Source organism: Prevotella sp. P3-92 (assembly GCF_002251205.1).
Classification (GTDB): domain Bacteria; phylum Bacteroidota; class Bacteroidia; order Bacteroidales; family Bacteroidaceae; genus Prevotella.
The window spans coordinates 119,440-135,997 of record NZ_NPJE01000040.1 but is presented as its reverse complement, the minus strand read 5'-3'; the positions used below and the strand labels follow the sequence as shown (position 1 = coordinate 135,997).

Below are 16,558 nucleotides of genomic sequence, written 5' to 3'. Positions count from 1 at the left end.
TACCTCTTCGACAGACCGATTCTACCTTTTTACAACAAAGGTACGAAACTGTCTTTAGCAATCATAGTTTTACCTTGATTATTTAACATTTATGCGACTGCGTCGCATTCTTCTGCAAACTTAGAGTGGAATCCGTGTGCAGATTTTCCTTAAACCAGACCGCTTAGATCTATGGTGTATTGAGTAGGAAGTTGCTGTTCTCTCTTAATAAACATCAGCATGTAAATAGGGAGATAAGTGATTTTTCCAACTTTCTTCACATTATCATTACACAACACAATGGCTTTTGAAATCTGATAGGTAGTGGTACTCACCACATTCGTGAGTGCTTTGTGACGATCATAATCCTTACCCGATTTAACTTCTATCGGCAACACCTCTCCATTTTGCTCTATAACAAAATCTAGCTCTCCCTGTCGCTTGTTGTTATAATAATACAACGGGAAACCATGAGCCCAGAGTTCTTGTGCTACTGCATTCTCATATATCGAACCAAAGTTGATGGATGGTTCGTTATCCAAAATCTTCAATTGAATGCCATCCGCATAAAGACTTGCCAAAAGACCGATATCTGCCATAAACAGCTTGAATAAGTTTCGGCTGCTCGACAATATCAAAGGTACAGTAGGCTCCCCTACATTATATACGGGTAAGGCCACACCAGCATCTTTCAACCACAGGAAACTATTCTGATAACGTGAAAACTTGATGTTTTCATTCAGGTTCTTCAATATGAACCGCTTGTTCTTGGCATCAAGCTCAGCAGGTATCCTGTCAAAGATTTCCTGAATATACAATTTATGATTGGGGTCATATTTCGCAATATCCTGCTTATACAGACGTATGATGGCCTGTTGTTCTGCCATGACCTCTTGCAGATTATTGGTAGTGAGATATTTATCAACAGCTGCCGGCATTCCACCTACTATAAGATAAAGGCGGAATATCTCCATCATCTTTTCATGGATGAAGTCATCTACAACAGTACCGTCTGCAAAATGATTCCTTAAAGCTTCTATGATTCTATCGTTGATACCAACGGCTGCAGCAAACTCCTCCAAGTCGAGCGGATACATGTCTTTCACATCCATATATCCCACTGGTGCAGAACGGAGGTTCTTAATTTCCACTCCCAATAAGCTGCCGCTTAAAATATAGCGATAGCTCCCCTCTTCTACCAGAAATTTGATGGCGGTTACGATTTCGGGGCATTCCTGCACTTCATCAAAGAACACAAGGGTATTATCCTTGATCAAATCCTGGCTGGTTACCGTGGAGAGACGCAACAAGATGTCTTGACTATTCTTCGCCTTGCTGAAGACCTTTACCAAGCCAGGATTTTCGATGAAATTGATTTCTATGAATCTTTCAAAATGTTCATGTCCGAAACGACGGATAGAATATGTTTTTCCTATCTGTCTTGCTCCTGTCAGCATTAACGCTTTCTTATCTGTAGCGAAAAAGTCTGCTAAATAGTTGTCTATCTTGCGTTTAATCATACTTCTATCTTCTTTTATAATGCCAAACGGGGGGTGTTTGTCCGTTTTTCCATGGCAAAAATACTAAATTTTGTCCGTTTTTCCAAGATACACATACGTATTTTTGTCCGTTTTTCCAAGATTTAACACTTTTCTTCCCTAGAATGACTCATCGGATCATCGGATATTAGACGGAATTTATACGGATGTTTTGGGGGTTGCCTACGGCAAGAAATCTTTGGAGGAAATCCTTAATGAAATATGGCCTATGGCCAGAAATCAATCATCATCGGATTGTTTTCGTTAAGCCATGAGCAGAATCTAACTTTCCGATTAAGTGAGCGAAAAATCAAGCTCGCTTGAAGTTTTCCGATCGTGAGGAAAGTCAACGAAGTTAAGCTCGCTTTAATTATGCCATGGCGAGAAAACAAAGGCGTATGCCAATTTAAACGGAATTTATACGGATGTTTTTGGGGTTGCCTACGGCAAGAAATCTTTGGAGGAAATCTTTTTTAATAAGATGTTGCCTACGGCAAGAAATATTTTAAGGAAATAGAATCTTAAATAGATTTCTGGACCGTTTAGGTCCTTAGATTTTTACCAAAGATTTCCTCTAAGATTTCTTGCCGACAGGCAACTAAAAATATAATCTTTAATAAAAATCCTTGACGAGAATGCGCTCGAATACCTCGCTTCTGGGAAGGGGTTTATTATGGATCGCCTTACAGGCTCGAAATCTTAACGAAAATCTTTAGAATAATCTTTAACTAGAATCCGTGTTCTCCGTGTGTTCCGTGGATAAAATTTCCCGGAAACAGGGGGACACTTGATGGGACTTCACTTAATGTTGTCTTTTTCTCCCAACAACCTTTTCTGCTCACGCTCAAAGTTCTCCAAAAAGTGAATCTCTACAAGTGAGAGGTTGTTCTTGGTACGCTCCTTGAATTTGTCGTATTCCTGGTTGGCTTTCTCTTTGGCAAGTTTGGCGGAGATTTTGCCTGCATGGGTGAGAATGTCTTTTCGGGAGATACGGAGAAAGTCATCGAGAATGTTTATCCAGTCCTTCATATACATTGGGCGGTGTTCCTCGGCTTGCATTTCGGCGAAGTCAAGATACAGGCTCACGATGCGGTTCAAGGACTTGATTTCTTCGTGGGTGAGATAGTTCTTGGCTATTTCCGCTTCGGGCTTAGTCGGCATAGCTCCTGACCACGTTGTAAGTCCCATAAAGTCTTTCTCTGCATCGGCTCTCTCATATATTATTTCCGCCGCCGTGTGACCATGAATCGAATAGTGCATCTTGTTCTGTACTGTCTTGAAGAACTTTTGTGTCATTTCCACTCGTGGGTCATAGTCGATACTGAGGGCATAAATCTCCAATACCTTACGATAGAACACCTTCTCACTGGAGCGGATGTCACGTATTCTTGCAAGCAGCTCGTCAAAGTAATTGCCACCTCCTGCTCTCTTCAACAGGTCATCGTTCATGGCGAAGCCTTTTACTATATACTCCTTCAGTACCTTGGTTGCCCATATACGAAACTGAACACCACGGTATGAATGTACACGATAACCTACGCTGATTATCATGTCGAGGTTGTAGAAAGCGACTTGGTGCTCCTGTACTTTTCCCTCAATAGCACCATGCTTAGTGGTTATTGCAAAAAATGCAACTACCTCTTTTTCGTCCAACTCCCCATCCTCCAATACATTTTTTATATGTCGTGAGATTGTGGACTTATTACGTTGAAACAACTCTGCCATCTGGTCGAGTGAGAGCCAGACTGTATCGTTTTGCAGCTTCACCTCTATCTGTGAATCGCCGTCAGGAGTTTGATATAATAAAAATTGGCCTTTATCCATATATACATTACTTTAACGTCTTGGTTAGGAGAAGAACTTGGTTTTGCTTCTTTACAGATCTTTCATTTCGACACCAAGCAGTTTTGCAATGGCATAAAACTAAGGTTAGGCTGAGCTTTATTACAAGTCCATCTTGACATAGTACACTCTGATACGCCTATTTCTTGTGGTTGCCATTTCCCGGTCTTCTTCTTTTCGACAAGGACTAACTTGATGCGATTCAAGTCTTGCTCCATATAATATTTATTATCGTTTGATGCAAATTTATATAAATTCTTCAAAATTCCACCATTCCACACGTTAAATTAAGAAAAATAGACCGATTTCACCACTTTCTGATGCAAAAAAATAATTTAGGATCATCGGAAATTTTTATTGTCGCACACGGATGACACGGATCATCGGATATTAGACGGATGTTAGACGGATGTTTTTTGGTAGCCTGAAGGCTAGAAATCTTTGGGGGAAATCTTTAATGAAATATGGCCTTTGGCCAGAAATCAATCATCATCGGAATTTAAACGGATATTAAACGGAAATAAAATCTTTAACAAAAATCCTTGACCAAAATGCGCTCGAGTTCCTCGCTTCTGGGAAGGGGTTTATTATGGATCGCCTACGGCTCGACATCTAAACTATAATCTTTACAATAATCTTTAACTATAATCTTTTCCGTGTGCTCCGTGTGCTCCGTGTTCTCCGTGTGTTCCGTGGATAAAAAAAATTCCATGTAATCCGTGAAATTCGGGTGAACGGGTGACCATGTGTGACATTAAAAAGTATTATAGTACCGCAGCACAGACTTTGCGGAACCAATCGAGTTTTTTGCCACTCATTTCTGCTATGGATAAGTTTTCTTTGTTTACATCTTCAGGTTCAAATTCATAATAAGAATCTTCAGAGGGGAGATAATCCTCTGGAAAATCTTCTATGGAATGGGCTTGGAAATTGTGATGATGTCCTTCGTTATCTATATCAACAGTATATACTATGTCGTCTAATGGCGAACTTAAAATATTACGTAATGTCTGCTTTTTTTGGGTGTACTTCAGGATGGTGTCGTAATCGGTTCTGATGAACATCCAACGATTGTCTGCATCATCTTGGTCTATCCAATAGAAGAGATAGTTGTCACCATTGATAGTTACATAGTGTGACAACAATGGTCCATCAAAATATATAAGATCGGCCACTTTCTTGAACTTGTCGAAATTGCGATTCCTGATGCTTATACCTTTTATTGTTTTCATAATTTGTCCTCCTCTAGTTTAAATGTTTTGGATAAGTCACATGATGGAAACTCAAATAGGTTATAATGTCCGTTACTGGCTGGGGGTGTGATGTTGCCATCGTTATTGGAAACAATTCCAGAAGAAATACTTATATGTTCCCATCTGTCTGTGGTTTAAATCCGTTTGCAAAAATAAGCAATATTTCTCTTTTATGCAAGTTTTTAGGCTTTTTCTGCCAGAAATGGATCATCGGATCATCGGATCATCGGATATTAGACGGATATTAGACGGAAATAAAATCTTTAACAAAAATCCTGACTAAAAATGCGCTCGAGTTCCTCGCTTCTGGGAAGGGTTTTATTATGGATCGCCTACGGCTCGAAATCTTAACTAGAATCTTTACAAGAATCTTTAACAAAAATGAAGTCTGAAGTCTGAGGTCTGAAGTCTGAGGTCTGAAGTCTGAGGGAGTGGTCTTTGTCATCCTACGAAAATCTTAAAAATAACCTTTAACCTTTAACCTTTAACCTCTAACCTTTAACCTATAACCTTTAACCTTTAACCTATAACCTTTAACCTATAACCTTTAACCTTTAACCTTTAACCTCTAACCCATAACCTATAACCTATAAACTCCGTGTGCAAGGCTATTTCCAGGTTTCCGCTACCAGTTGCAGGCCTTTTTCTGTGCATACGCCACGGAGGGGAACAAGGAAGAAATTGTAGTAGAGCTCGTCCATGGTATAGGTTGACAAGAGCTTGTTTTCGATGATGGCATCGGCGACGGAGTCATAAAGGATAAGAAAGAGATTGTAGTTGATGTCGGAACGGAAGAAACCTTGCTCAACACCTAAATGCATGAAATCTAATATCTCGGCGCACTTCTGGGCCCTGACTTTCTGCATGTATTGCTCTATCTTAGGATAGCGATGGATGTCTTCGTAGAATGCAGGACAGATATTGCGGGAGGCGTTACTATTGACACGATAGGCTTCCTTCAGTATCTCCATCACATTATGACCTTTGCTGGCATAGGATTGTATCTGGTCGTGACGCAGACGGTCGCGCTTGCTGATGCCTTCATACAATAAAGCCTCTTTGTCATCATATATTTCATATAAGGTGCGCTTGGATATGGACAAGGCTGTTGCTATGTCGTCCATCTTAACCGCCTTTACACCTTTTTTCTCAAACGCAGCCATGGCTGTTTCCAGTATCTTATCCCTTAATCCTATACGATAATCAGTCAAATCTCTTGTTATTTCCTGCATAAGTAACCATTTTGCCCACAAAGTTACTAAAAAGATTAAAAAGGTTGATGTTTTTTCGCGTATTTTCGCTCATTTTTTGTAATTTTGTGCTGTTTTTAATGGAACAAACGTAAAGCTACTTATATTATTATGGTAAAAATCTCTAAAGAGGCCGCCCTCAACTATCATGAGGCTGGCCGTCCTGGAAAAATTGAAGTGAAGCCTACCAAGGCTTACCGTACACAGACAGACCTGTCGCTCGCCTACTCTCCTGGTGTTGCCTATCCGTGTCTTGAGATCCAGCAAGACCCTGAGGCTGCCTATCGATATACTGACAAAGGAAACCTCGTGGCTGTAATCTCTAACGGAACGGCTGTCCTTGGACTGGGTGATATTGGCGCCATGAGCGGCAAACCCGTCATGGAGGGTAAGGGCCTCTTGTTTAAAATCTATGGTGGCATCGATGTGTTCGATATCGAGGTGGCTGAGAAGGACCCTGAGAAATTCTGTGAAGCGGTAGAGAAGATTGCGCCTACCTTCGGCGGTATCAACCTTGAGGATATCAAGGCGCCTGAGTGCTTCTATATCGAGGAGCGCCTGAAGCGTACTCTCGACATCCCCGTGATGCACGACGACCAGCATGGTACGGCTATCATTTCTGCTGCCGGACTGAAAAATGCCCTTGAAGTGATTGGTAAGGATATTAAAAAGGTGAAGATCGTGGTCAACGGCGCGGGTGCTGCTGCCATCTCTTGTACCAAACTCTATATGGCTATCGGCGCTCAAAAGGAGAATATCCTGATGCTCGACTCGAAGGGTGTGATCACTTCTGACCGCGAGAACCTGAACGAACAGAAGAAATTCTTTGCTACCGATCGTCGTGATGTGCATACCCTGGAAGAGGCTGTCAACGGAGCCGACGTTTTCGTTGGTCTGTCGAAGGGTAACGTGCTCTCGCAGGATATGGTGAAGTCGATGGCTAAAGATCCTATCATCTTCGCCTTGGCTAACCCCGTACCTGAGATCTCATACGAGGATGCCATGGAGGCTCGTCCCGACACCTTGATGTCAACAGGTCGTACTGACTATCCTAACCAGATCAACAACGTGATTGGTTTCCCATACATCTTCCGTGGTGCACTCGACGTTCACGCTACCGCCATCAACGAAGAGATGAAGCTGGCTGCCGTTCACGCTATTGCCGATCTTGCCAAACAGCCTGTACCCGACGTGGTCAACGATGTCTATAAGGTGAACAACCTCACCTTCGGTCGCCAGTACTTCATTCCGAAACCTGTTGACCCTCGTCTCATCACAGAGGTGAGTGCTGCCGTTGCCAAGGCTGCCATCGAGAGTGGCGTGGCTCGCAAGACCATCGAGGACTGGGATGAATACAAGCGTTCGCTGTCGGTATTGCTCGGTCAGGAGACTAAACTGACTCAGAAGCTCTACGCTACTGCCTCGGCTCATCCACAGCGTGTGGTATTTGCTGAAGCTGTACACCCCACTATGCTGAAAGCTGCCGTACAGGCGAAGGCTGAAGGCATCTGCCACCCCATCCTGCTGGGTAACGACGAGGTGATTGCGAAATTGGCTAAACAGCTGGACCTCAACCTCGACGGTATCGAGATTATCAACCTGCGTCATCCTGACGAGCAGGAGCGCCGCGAGCGTTATGCACGTATCCTGACCGAGAAACGCCAGCGCGACGGATACACCTTCCAGGAGGCTAACGATAAGATGTTTGAGCGCAACTACTTCGGTATGATGATGGTGGAGACTGGCGAGGCTGATGCTTTCCTCACAGGTCTCTATACCAAATACAGCAACACTATCAAGGTGGCAAAAGAGGTAATTGGCATCCGTCCGGAATACAAGCATTTCGGTTCGATGCATATCATCAACTCTCAGAAGGGTACCCTGTATATTGCCGATACCATGGTGAACGAGAATCCTGATACCGACGCACTTGTTGATATCGCACGGCTGGCGGCTACCAGCGTACGCTTCTTCAACGAGAAACCGGTTATCTCGATGATTTCTCACTCTAACTTCGGCAGCTCTACTTCTGATGGGGCACAGAAAGTGCGCAAGGCTACGGAAATCATGCAGCAGCAATATCCTGAACTGGCTATCGACGGTGAGATGCAGCTGGGCTTTGCCCTCGACCGCGAACTCCGCGACGAACAGTATCCTTTCAGTCGCCTGAATGGTAAGGATGTGAACACACTCGTATTCCCCAACCTCTCATCAGCACGCTCAAGCTATAAGATGCTGCAGATGCTGGATGCGGACGTCGAGATTATCGGCCCGATCCAGATGGGACTCAACAAACCTATCCACTTCATCGACTTCGGAGCCAGCGTGCGCGACGTGGTGAATATCGTGGCTGTTGCTACCATCGATGCCTACGTGGATAAGGTGAAGAAACGCATCAACGCTGCTAAATAATAACATACTCAGGGAGTTCCCACTCCCTCTCTCTATACGATATGGGAGCCGACAGACTTTTTGCCGGCTCCCATATTTGGGCTTTCACAGGTAGTGGCCCGCAGACTGACAAACTCGGAAAGAAATGACGCTTACAACATCACAACAACGACATCATTACCGCGAACTGCTCGTGCTGGGCATTCCCATTATCATCGGCCAGTTGGGCACCATCGTACTCGGTTTTGCCGATACGCTCATGATAGGTCATCACAGCACAGAAGAACTGGCTGCCGCCGGCCTGGTCAACAATATCTTCGGTCTTGTTCTTATCGCCTATATGGGTTTCTCCTACGGACTGACGCCTGTCGTAGGACGACTCTATGGTATGGGGCAAAACGAAGCCGTAGGAGGAAAAGTGAAAAACTCTCTTGTGGCCAACGGTGTTGTCGGCTTGCTGTTTACAGCCGTCATGACCTTCCTCTATTTCAATCTTGAACACATCGGACAACCTGACGAACTGCTGTCGCTCATCCGGCCGTATTTCCTGGTCAATCTGGCGAGCATCCTCTTTGTCGGTCTCTTCAACACGCTGAAACAATTCTTTGACGGTATTGCACAAACCAAAGTGGCGATGTGGACCATGGTGGGCGGTAACCTGCTGAATATTCTCTTCAACTGGCTTCTCATCTATGGCGTGGGCGGTTTTCCTGAAATGGGACTCCTGGGTGCCGGTATTGCCACATTAGGGTCGCGTGTCTTCATGGCTCTCGTCCTCGTTGGCGTGATGCTCTCCTGCCGACGCTACAAGACCTATCGCCTCCACTTCCTCTCCTATCCTATCAACAAAGTGGATTTCATAGAAATGAACCGCTTGGGCTGGCCTGTTGCCTTGCAACTCGGCATGGAGAGTGCTGCGTTCAGTCTGAGTTGTGTGATGGCAGGATGGTTGGGTACGGTTCCTTTGGCTGCCCATCAGGTGATGATTACCATCTCGCAACTGTTCTACCTGATTCTGTCGGGATTGGCAGCTGCCATGGCGATACGCGTCAGCCATTTCGTGGGACAACGCGACTTTGCTGCCGTGAAGGCTAATGCGATGGATGGTTTCCGTCTGAACCTCTTTATCTCCTTCGTGCTGAGCATCCCAATCTTGCTGTTCCGCAACCATATCGGCGGTTTGTTCAGCGAGAATATCGAGGTGCAACTGTATGTGTCGGGGTTGATTCTCATCTTGGCGCTCTATCAGTTTGGCGATGGCATGCAATACGCGTTTGCCAATGCCTTACGTGGAATAACCTGCGTACAACCGATGGTGACCTATGCCTTCATCGCCTATTTCGTGGTCAGCCTGCCCTTGGGATATACCCTCGGCTTTATCTGCGATCTGGGCATCTATGGCATCTGGACGGCTTTCCCCTTTGGTCTGACCATCGCGGGATTCCTATACTACATCAGATTCAAAAAGGAACTCAATAAAATGTCACATGGATGAAATCATCGGAACTTAGATGGATTTTTTTAGTTGCCTACGGCAAGAAATCTTTGGGGGAAATCTTGTTTAAGATGTTGCCTACGGCAAGAAATATTTTAGGAAGATAACAATATTATTAAATAGATTTCTGGACCGTTTAGGTCCTTAGATTTTACATGAAGATTTCCTCTAAGATTTCTTGCGTAAGCAACACAAAACAAAATCTTTAACTAGAATCTTTTCCGTGTGTTCCGTGTAATCCGTGGATAAAAAAATAGCGTGTGACCGTGTAAGATAAAACAACGAATATGAAAAAGAATGAACGTGATGCTTTGATTTTTGCGAGATTTCGCGAGAAGATGCCCAATCCAACAACGGAATTGCAGTTTGGCAGCATCTTCCAACTACTTGTGGCGGTAATGCTTAGTGCACAATGTACCGACAAACGCGTTAACCTGGTTACGCCTGCTCTTTTCAAACAATATCCTGATGCACGCAGTCTGGCAGAAGCAGAAGCCGATGAGGTCTATGAGTACATCAGGAGCGTATCGTACCCCAATGCCAAAGCTGCCCATCTGGTTGAGATGGCTCGTGAATTGATGACGCATCACAATGGGGAGGTTCCTGCGACGATGGAAGATCTTCTGACGCTTCCCGGCGTGGGTCGTAAGACGGCTAATGTGCTGTTGAGTGTGGCATTCGGACAGTCTGCCATGGCTGTAGATACCCATGTGTTCCGCGTCAGCCATCGGTTAGGTATCGTCACGCGGTCTGCCTCTACTCCTTTGTTGGTTGAGCGTCAACTCTTGCGCATCATCCCTTCTGCCGATATTCCCCTTGCTCACCATTGGCTGTTGCTCCATGGTCGTTACGTTTGTACGGCTCGCAAGCCCCATTGTGCTGATTGCTTCCTGCGTGACCTCTGCCCTTCTGCCATCCGGTGAAAGGTTGCACACAGATGACACGGATTCTTCTCATGTCGCACGGAAATCAATCATCGGATCTTAGACGGATGTTTTTGGGGTTGCCTACGGCAAGAAATCTTTGGAGGAAATCTTGTTTAAGATATTGCTTCGCAAGAAATAATCTGAAATTCAGGGAGGCAGCAAATAAAATCTTTAAGAAAATCTCAACTGAAAATGCGCTCGAGTTCCTCGCTTCTGGGAAGGATTTAATTGGGGATCGCCTACGGCTCGAAATCTAAACTAGAATCTTGAACAACATCTTTAACTAGAATCTTTTCCGTGTGATCCGTGTGATCCGTGGATAAAAAAATTCCGTATGTTCCGTGGATAAAAAAATTCCGTGTGACTTTTTCGGGGGAGATAAAAAAGGAGCGGATTACGGGACTCGAACCCGCGACCCTCGGCTTGGGAAGCCAGTGCTCTACCAACTGAGCTAAATCCGCATGGAGAAAAATAATGTGCCTTTTAAGACAACAGGAGTCAGAACATAGGTTCTAACTCCTGTATGAAATGAGCCGATAGCCGGACTCGAACCGGCGACCCACGCATTACGAATGCGTTGCTCTACCAACTGAGCCATATCGGCAACATTCAAAGAACGCCTTTTTGTTTAAGCGGATGCAAAGATACTAATAAAAAACGAAATCACAAAACTTTTCTTTATAAAGTTATACGTGAAAAGGTTCTCCCTACCCCAACTTCCAACCGTTGAAAACGAGGATTACAAACGATATCGTCTCTCGTCGTTCATTCCTTGTTTCAGTCTATTGAGACGGTTGGACAGCCTTATTATGAACAAACGAGGCTGTAGAGTACGGCACAGAAGGCTGTCAGGACAAGGACAAGGACGGGTATCTCGCAGAAATACATGCCATAGGCTACGGGTTTCGCAACACGGAGATAGAGGCGATAGACGCCATAGCCTACCAGTCCGCCCCAGAGCAGACCGACAAGGATGTCGCCTGGATAATGCACGCCAAGGTATATGCGCGTCCAACAGTTGACCAACGACCAGCCTATCAGAAAATACGATAGGATGCGGTTGCGTGTCAATAACGAGAAGAAGACCGCCAAACTAAACGTATTGGCGGCATGGGCGGAGAAGAAACCGTAGTTGCCTCCACGATAGTCGTTGACGACATCGACGAGGATACCTATCTGTGGGTCGTGGGTAGGTCGCCATCGGGCAACCAACGGTTTGACAATGGTGTCGTCGATGGTTCCTGCCAATACCACACAGAGGCCTGCTGCGCCTAATACCAAAAGCACCTGTGAAACACTATTGTTGCATCGCAGCACCATATAGAATAATGCGATATAGAGTGGAATCCACGTACGGGCATTGGTCAGGATTACTGCCAGTTGGTCAACAAACAACGAGTCGCTACCGTTGAGCATCAACAACAATTGCTGGTCAAACTGAATGATCGTTTCCATGTGGGTTACAGCCTAAATAATCTCTATGGTTTCTACGGCAATCCATCCGCGCTTTCCATCTGCCAAGCGTATCTCGCGCCATCCCTTCATCGTATTGTCTGTGATGGTGACACGTGTTCCTTCGTGGATGGTAAACAGATCGGTACCGTTTTTCGCCGGGGTACTCTTGACCGAAACGGTAGGCGCCACGACGATGGCTCCATCACGATGCAGGAGCTTGTCGCGCTGTTGCCAAGCAAAGAGGTTGGCCAAGAAGAATATCATCAGCAAGGCGAGAGCGCCGAAGAATCCCGTCTTTCGCATCCACACGCGATCTACGAAGAGATAGACCAACGCCAGTATGATGGCAAGCGCTAACGAGACAAGCGCCAACCATGCCCATGCGTCAACACTCATGAGATTGACCAGGGAATGGTACCAGGTGACGAAGAACATCTCCGTTTCCGGCGTGATGCGATCGATGGTTTTTGATTGTGCCATCTGTAGGTTGAAACGAATATCCTCGTCGCCAGGCGAAAGGAGTAGTGCACGCTCATAATTGAGAATAGCCCGTGTGATATTATCGGTACGATACCAGGCATTACCCAGGTTGTAGTAGAGGTCGGCATCCTCCCCTTGCTTGAGCAATTCCTCGTAGATATGGATGGCCTGCTGGTAGCGCTCATGGGTATAGGCGCTATCGGCATCAGCCTTCGTCACCTTTTGCGCTTGTAGCGTCAACGGCATCATCAACATCAGCGTGAGACAGCATCCCAAGGCTATTGTTCCAACAAAGCGTTTGGCAGCTGTGGTATGTTGTATAGCATATTTTATCATGACTTCACCTCTCTTCCTTTTTCGATATATGTAATAGCCTCTATGGCAGCTTCATACACCTTGTTCATATTACCATGCGCATCACCAGGAGCGTAGCGCGCAAACTCACATTCATCAAGGGCTCCGATGAAGAGTTTGATAGTTTCGCCATCTACCTGACGATCGCCAAGGCGCTGGCTGATATTCTCGCGTGAGAGTTCGGCAACAGGAATATTGAGTTTATCGCCCACGTATCCCCAAAGGGCACGCAACACCTCGTCGTAGAACTCATTCTGCTTGTCGGCCTTCAAGAGTTTGGCGGCTGTACGAAGTCGTCGTATGGCCACCTTGTTGGCCCGTTTGCCACGCATCTTCACTACGTTAGCCTGATCGATGGCTCGCTGGCGGAATGCTACAAACAAGGTAACGAAGATGCCCAGCAGGACAACAAGGATAGTCCAGTAGGCTGTTGACGCGAAGAAGGTGTCGCCCAACATTCTGGGATTGACCTCTCCGGTCTTTATAAAGCGGATGTCTTTATTGACTTGTTGCAGTTCTTCGCTAGCAAAGGTTGACGACGAACTGCCACTACCCTTAGCAACCTTCAAGGTAAAGGGTTGTGAGCGTAACGTCTTATAACTGCCCGTCTTGGTATCGAAATACACAAACTCGATAGGTTTCAGTTCGTAATTGCCTTGATGGCGAGGTACGATGAGGATATCGTAGATCATGCTACCCTCAATACCGTTGGTAGAGAGTTTTGTCTTATCGGTAATCTTCGCATCATACTGGTCGAAATCCTTGGGCAGTTCGACAGCCGGTTGCTTGATGAGCTTCATATTACCCACTCCACTCACGACAATACGCATGGTCACGGGATCGTTGGCCTTGACCTCTTGTTTGTCGAGAGAGGCAGATAGCGAGAACGTTCCTACTCCACCAGAGAAATTGGTAGGACGTGCAGGCAACGGATCTACGGTAATGGTCAGTCCCGGCGCTTTGATAATCTTCTTGACCTCTGTATATCCCGAACCTCCGTTGAAGAAGGCTTCAAAGGGATCGACGTCGCGGTTTTCAAGCATCACCATGCCCTCGTAATCCAAACTTGGAATTTCAAGGCGTCCTGTGGTCTGCGGGAACATCACATACTGTTGCCAGGTAACGGTACGATAAGGACGTCCGTTGAGGGTCTCGACATGGAAGCTCTTCTGTTGTGGTAGCGGAACCTCACGGGTATAGAAGCTCTTCAGATCAGGCATCTTACCATTGAGCGAGGTCAGATTGACCAAGGTATAGACCTTATAGGTCAGCAAGATAGGCTCTTGTTCGTGGACGCGTCGCTTGTTGGCGCTAACCTTCATAAAGAGCGTATTACCCGTGATGCGGTTGCTCATGGCAGAACCATGATTCTCCGAGCGTTGTCCACGGTCTTGCTGTGAAGACGAGGCAGAGCCCGACACCCTGATGTGTAATACGTTGGAGTGGATCTGCTTTCCTGCTGCCACAGCACGTGCGGCAGGAATGGTATAGTTTCCAGCTTTGTTAGCACAGACGATATAGGTAAAGGTAACCGACGAAGAGCTGGAAGTCTTTCCGTTGATCATCTGAAAACTCGACTGCGTACTGGTACGCGGTCCCATCAGCACCTCCAGGGCTTCCGGGATATTACCTGCACGAAAATCGTTTACATCATCCGTATTGACCGTATAGGTAAGACGGAACTGTTCTCCTACGGCAACTTGCGAGGGAGCACGTCCCACCATGTGCTGTCCGAATGTCGTTACCGACATGAGCAGCATCGCGACCAATGGGATCAGCCATTGTGCATGTTGAATAGTGCTATCTGTGGTATTGTTCTTCATTTCTTTCCTGTTCAATGGGTCTTGACTTTGAAACTGAATAGTTGTTATGTAAATAGCTTGTATCCATTACCATTTTTTCTGCAACCTGCGTTTCTGCTGATGCTGCTGTTGAGCTTTCTTGATGCGCTGTTGCGTATTCTTTTCTTCCTGCATGGCGGCATTCAACAGTTGTTCTGCATTTTCCTTACTCATCTGTGGTTTCTGCTGTTGCTGTTGTTGCTTCTGCTTGTCTTGCTTCTGCTTGTTATTCTCCTGTTTTTGCTGCTTTTGCTTATCGTCTTTTTTGTCTTTATTGTTTTGTTGAGGTTGCTGCTGTTGCTTCTGCTGTTTCTGTTGACGTTTGCAGAGTTCAAGGTTGTAACGCGTCTCGTTATCGCGAGGATTATTGCGCAAAGCCTCCTTATACGCCTCTATGGCATCGCCATACATCTTGAGCGTCTGACAAACGGTACCTATGTTATGGTAAGCCTGCGCACGACGATACGGGTTTTGTTCCAGTTTGGCAGCACTCTGAAACTGCTGTATGGCAGCCGAGTCTTTGCGTTGCATCAGGAGGGCATTACCCAGATTATATATAGCCTGAGGATTGCGGTCGTTGCGTTCCAACGCCTTGCGATAGCTGGTTTCCGCTTCAGCATAATTGCCAGCCCTGAACTGTCGATTGCCCTTTCTGACATAGTCGCGGTCGGACTGCGCCTGCACGTTGAGCGTAGCCGCAAGAAGCAAGAGCAGGAGCATCATGGGTTTCTTTCGGCTGAAGAGGTGAAGCTTGCTGAGATGTGGATTGCGAACCTCAAGGATACAGATTTCTATGATCAGCAAGAGCATGACGAGGATGGCAACCGCCTGAAACTGTTCGTCGAAATCGCTATAGATAGTTACAGCCGTTTCCTTCTTAGAGAGTTTGTCGAGTTCTGCGTTGAGTTGCTCTTGCGCGTTGGAATTGTTTTCCACGTGAATATAGGCTCCGCCTCCAGCTTCAGCCACCTGTTTACACATATCTTCATTCAAAGCCGACATGACGGTCTGCCCTGTTTCGTCTTTGATGTAATCGTTACCGCCGCCGATGGGGATAGGCGCTCCTTTAGGAGATCCTATGCCAAGAACAAACACACGCATACCTTTGTCTTTTGCCTCACGTGCAGCCTCAAGCGCCCCACCCTCATGGTCTTCTCCATCTGTTATCACGATGATGGCCTTGCCAATACCTTGTTCCTGCGTAAAACTGTTTGTTGCCATTTTAATGGCGGCAGCAAGGTCGGTACCCTGTACATCAATCATCGAGGGATCGATATTGCTCAAAAACATTTTAGCAGAAACGTAGTCGCTCGTAATAGGCAGTTGCACAAAGGCGTCGCCGGCAAATACGATCAGTCCGATCTTGTCGTTGGTGAAATGGTCAACAAGGTTTTCTACCATCATTTTGGCTCTGTCGAGACGACTTGGTGCCACATCTTCCGCCAACATAGAATTGGAAATATCCATGGCGATGATGGTTTCAATACCCGTTCGCTTCTCATGGTTGATCTTGGTACCCATCTGCGGACGCGCCAGCATCACGATCATGAGCGCCAAGGCTGCAATCAGCAATATGAATTTCACCCGTGGACGATGGCGAGAAACGTTGGGCATCAACTCGCGTACGAGATTGATATCGCCAAATCGTCTGAGGCGTTTCTTTTGTTGATACACCATCCAGAATTGCATCAACACCAGAATCGGTATCAATATCAGCAAATAGAGATATATGGGGTCTTCAAATCGAAACATAA

At 45.9% G+C, this 16,558-nt stretch carries 11 protein-coding genes and 2 tRNA genes; 3 read left to right on the top strand and 10 right to left on the bottom strand.

Annotated features, from left to right (window positions below; translation table 11 throughout):
- Nucleotides 1-149 precede the first annotated feature (149 nt).
- From CIK93_RS06565 to CIK93_RS06545, 4 genes are all read right to left on the bottom strand, one after another.
- Nucleotides 150-1,499, bottom strand: a complete 1,350-nt coding sequence (locus CIK93_RS06565; RefSeq protein ID WP_094446939.1) for an ATP-binding protein — start codon at nucleotides 1,497-1,499, stop codon at nucleotides 150-152.
- A gap of 816 nt (nucleotides 1,500-2,315) precedes the next feature.
- The gene (locus tag CIK93_RS06560; protein WP_094391695.1) at nucleotides 2,316-3,341 is read right to left on the bottom strand and encodes a virulence RhuM family protein; all 1,026 of its coding nucleotides are present in this window, start codon (nucleotides 3,339-3,341) and stop codon (nucleotides 2,316-2,318) included.
- A gap of 782 nt (nucleotides 3,342-4,123) precedes the next feature.
- Nucleotides 4,124-4,591: a DUF6575 domain-containing protein gene (locus CIK93_RS06550; RefSeq protein WP_094440736.1), complete on the bottom strand. Its 468-nt coding sequence runs from the start codon at nucleotides 4,589-4,591 to the stop codon at nucleotides 4,124-4,126.
- Nucleotides 4,592-5,220: 629 nt separating this feature from the next.
- Nucleotides 5,221-5,844, bottom strand: a complete 624-nt coding sequence (locus CIK93_RS06545) for a TetR/AcrR family transcriptional regulator (protein ID WP_094446938.1) — start codon at nucleotides 5,842-5,844, stop codon at nucleotides 5,221-5,223.
- Between the two features lie 129 nt (nucleotides 5,845-5,973).
- On the opposite strand from CIK93_RS06545, the gene CIK93_RS06540 reads away from it, so the two are divergent.
- From CIK93_RS06540 to nth, 3 genes are all read left to right on the top strand, one after another.
- Nucleotides 5,974-8,274, top strand: coding sequence for an NADP-dependent malic enzyme (locus CIK93_RS06540; protein WP_094436255.1), 2,301 nt, complete (start codon nucleotides 5,974-5,976; stop codon nucleotides 8,272-8,274).
- A 124-nt stretch (nucleotides 8,275-8,398) separates the two neighbouring features.
- Nucleotides 8,399-9,748: an MATE family efflux transporter gene (locus CIK93_RS06535; RefSeq protein ID WP_094446937.1), complete on the top strand. Its 1,350-nt coding sequence runs from the start codon at nucleotides 8,399-8,401 to the stop codon at nucleotides 9,746-9,748.
- 287 nt (nucleotides 9,749-10,035) lie between these two features.
- On the top strand, nucleotides 10,036-10,671 hold the full coding sequence (gene nth / locus CIK93_RS06530) for an endonuclease III (protein WP_094446936.1): 636 nt from the start codon (nucleotides 10,036-10,038) through the stop codon (nucleotides 10,669-10,671).
- 391 nt (nucleotides 10,672-11,062) lie between these two features.
- Here nth and CIK93_RS06520 read toward each other — a convergent pair.
- The 6 genes from CIK93_RS06520 to CIK93_RS06495 all read right to left on the bottom strand — a co-directional run bounded on the left by CIK93_RS06520 (nucleotide 11,063) and on the right by CIK93_RS06495 (nucleotide 16,556).
- Nucleotides 11,063-11,135: transfer RNA gene (locus CIK93_RS06520), tRNA-Gly, on the bottom strand.
- A gap of 70 nt (nucleotides 11,136-11,205) precedes the next feature.
- Nucleotides 11,206-11,278, bottom strand: a tRNA-Thr gene (locus CIK93_RS06515).
- A gap of 203 nt (nucleotides 11,279-11,481) precedes the next feature.
- Nucleotides 11,482-12,129 carry a phosphatase PAP2 family protein gene (locus tag CIK93_RS06510; protein ID WP_094391690.1) on the bottom strand — a complete coding sequence of 216 codons (648 nt, stop codon included), beginning with the start codon at nucleotides 12,127-12,129 and terminating at the stop codon, nucleotides 11,482-11,484.
- 12 nt (nucleotides 12,130-12,141) lie between these two features.
- Nucleotides 12,142-12,945 (bottom strand): SH3 domain-containing protein, encoded by an 804-nt coding sequence (locus CIK93_RS14095; RefSeq protein WP_094391689.1) that lies wholly within the window; start codon nucleotides 12,943-12,945, stop codon nucleotides 12,142-12,144.
- On the bottom strand, nucleotides 12,942-14,786 hold the full coding sequence (locus tag CIK93_RS06500; protein ID WP_094446934.1) for a BatD family protein: 1,845 nt from the start codon (nucleotides 14,784-14,786) through the stop codon (nucleotides 12,942-12,944). The genes CIK93_RS14095 and CIK93_RS06500 overlap by 4 nt, the downstream gene beginning before the upstream one ends.
- Nucleotides 14,787-14,852: 66 nt before the next feature.
- The gene (locus CIK93_RS06495) at nucleotides 14,853-16,556 is read right to left on the bottom strand and encodes a VWA domain-containing protein (protein WP_094446933.1); all 1,704 of its coding nucleotides are present in this window, start codon (nucleotides 16,554-16,556) and stop codon (nucleotides 14,853-14,855) included.
- Nucleotides 16,557-16,558 lie beyond the last annotated feature (2 nt).

Excerpts from the sequence above, each read along its gene's own strand:
- CIK93_RS14095 (WP_094391689.1), bottom strand. The coding sequence starts at position 12,945 with ATGATAAAATATGCTATACAACATACCACAGCTGCCAAACGCTTTGTT.
- CIK93_RS06495 (WP_094446933.1), bottom strand. The coding sequence starts at position 16,556 with ATGTTTCGATTTGAAGACCCCATATATCTCTATTTGCTGATATTGATA.
- CIK93_RS06545 (WP_094446938.1), bottom strand. The coding sequence starts at position 5,844 with ATGCAGGAAATAACAAGAGATTTGACTGATTATCGTATAGGATTAAGG.
- nth (WP_094446936.1), top strand. The coding sequence starts at position 10,036 with ATGAAAAAGAATGAACGTGATGCTTTGATTTTTGCGAGATTTCGCGAG.
- CIK93_RS06560 (WP_094391695.1), bottom strand. The coding sequence starts at position 3,341 with ATGGATAAAGGCCAATTTTTATTATATCAAACTCCTGACGGCGATTCA.
- CIK93_RS06500 (WP_094446934.1), bottom strand. The coding sequence starts at position 14,786 with ATGAAGAACAATACCACAGATAGCACTATTCAACATGCACAATGGCTG.
- CIK93_RS06535 (WP_094446937.1), top strand. The coding sequence starts at position 8,399 with ATGACGCTTACAACATCACAACAACGACATCATTACCGCGAACTGCTC.
- CIK93_RS06550 (WP_094440736.1), bottom strand. The coding sequence starts at position 4,591 with ATGAAAACAATAAAAGGTATAAGCATCAGGAATCGCAATTTCGACAAG.
- CIK93_RS06565 (WP_094446939.1), bottom strand. The coding sequence starts at position 1,499 with ATGATTAAACGCAAGATAGACAACTATTTAGCAGACTTTTTCGCTACA.
- CIK93_RS06510 (WP_094391690.1), bottom strand. The coding sequence starts at position 12,129 with ATGGAAACGATCATTCAGTTTGACCAGCAATTGTTGTTGATGCTCAAC.
- CIK93_RS06540 (WP_094436255.1), top strand. The coding sequence starts at position 5,974 with ATGGTAAAAATCTCTAAAGAGGCCGCCCTCAACTATCATGAGGCTGGC.